Origin of the sequence: Paraburkholderia oxyphila NBRC 105797 (assembly GCF_000685075.1) — a bacterium.
Taxonomy (GTDB): Bacteria; Pseudomonadota; Gammaproteobacteria; order Burkholderiales; family Burkholderiaceae; genus Paraburkholderia; species Paraburkholderia oxyphila.
In genome coordinates this window covers 1-895 of the sequence record NZ_BAYD01000293.1, presented here as the reverse complement: position 1 = coordinate 895, position 895 = coordinate 1, and the positions used below count along the sequence as shown (strand labels likewise).

At 61.9% G+C, this 895-nt stretch carries 1 protein-coding gene; it reads left to right on the top strand.

From position 1 onward, the window contains the following. Nucleotides 1–2 precede the first annotated feature (2 nt). Nucleotides 3–806, top strand: coding sequence for a group II intron maturase-specific domain-containing protein (locus tag BO1_RS49020; RefSeq protein ID WP_407670104.1), 804 nt, complete (start codon nt 3–5; stop codon nt 804–806). Nucleotides 807–895 lie beyond the last annotated feature (89 nt).

The window sequence follows — 895 nt, the reverse complement described above, 5'->3', positions numbered from 1 at the left end:
GCGTGAACCACGATATCCTGATGAGCCGGGTGGCAAGCCGGATCAGCGACAAGCGTCTGCTGAAGCTGATCCGTGCGTTCCTGACGGCAGGCGTGATGGAGCACGGGCTGGTTGGTGCAACAGACGAAGGCACGCCACAAGGCGGTCCCCTGTCGCCGCTGTTATCCAATCTGATGCTCGACGACCTTGACAAGCTGCTTGAGCAACGCGGACTGCGGTTCGTGAGGTACGCCGACGACTGTAACGTCTATGTACGTAGCGAACGTGCGGGCCAGCGAGTGATGATGGGCCTCAAAGCCTTCCTCACTGGCAAGCTCAAGCTGACGGTCAACGAGGCGAAGAGCGCGGTCGCACGGCCTCGCACGCGGAAGTTTCTGGGATTCACTCTCTCGGGCGGAAAACAGACCAAAAGGCGCATTGCGCCCAAGGCACTGGCCCGCTTCAAGGAGCGCATCCGGGAACTGACTCAGCGCAACCGAGGCAACAGCATCGAGCAGTTGATGGAGCGGCTAAAACGCTACCTCACCGGGTGGCGCGGCTACTTCGGCTTCTGCGAGACGCCCAGTACGTTACAGCGACTGGATGAGTGGGTACGTCGACGCGTTCGCTGCATCTTCTGGAAACAGTGGGGCAACAACCGCAACAGGTTCCGGGAGTTGACGGGTCGCGGAGTTGACCGGGAACTGGCCGCCCAGACGGTCGGCTCTCCCCACGATGCATGGCGCCTGAGTAATAGTCCGGCCCTGAAACGTGCACTCACCAACCGCTATCTTGGTGCCCTCGGCCTTCCATCGTTGCGACCATAGCCGATCAACCAATCCGAGCCGCCGTGTACGGACCCGTACGCACGGTGGCGTGGGAGGGGTCGGGCCGTGAGGCCTGCCCCTATCCCGAT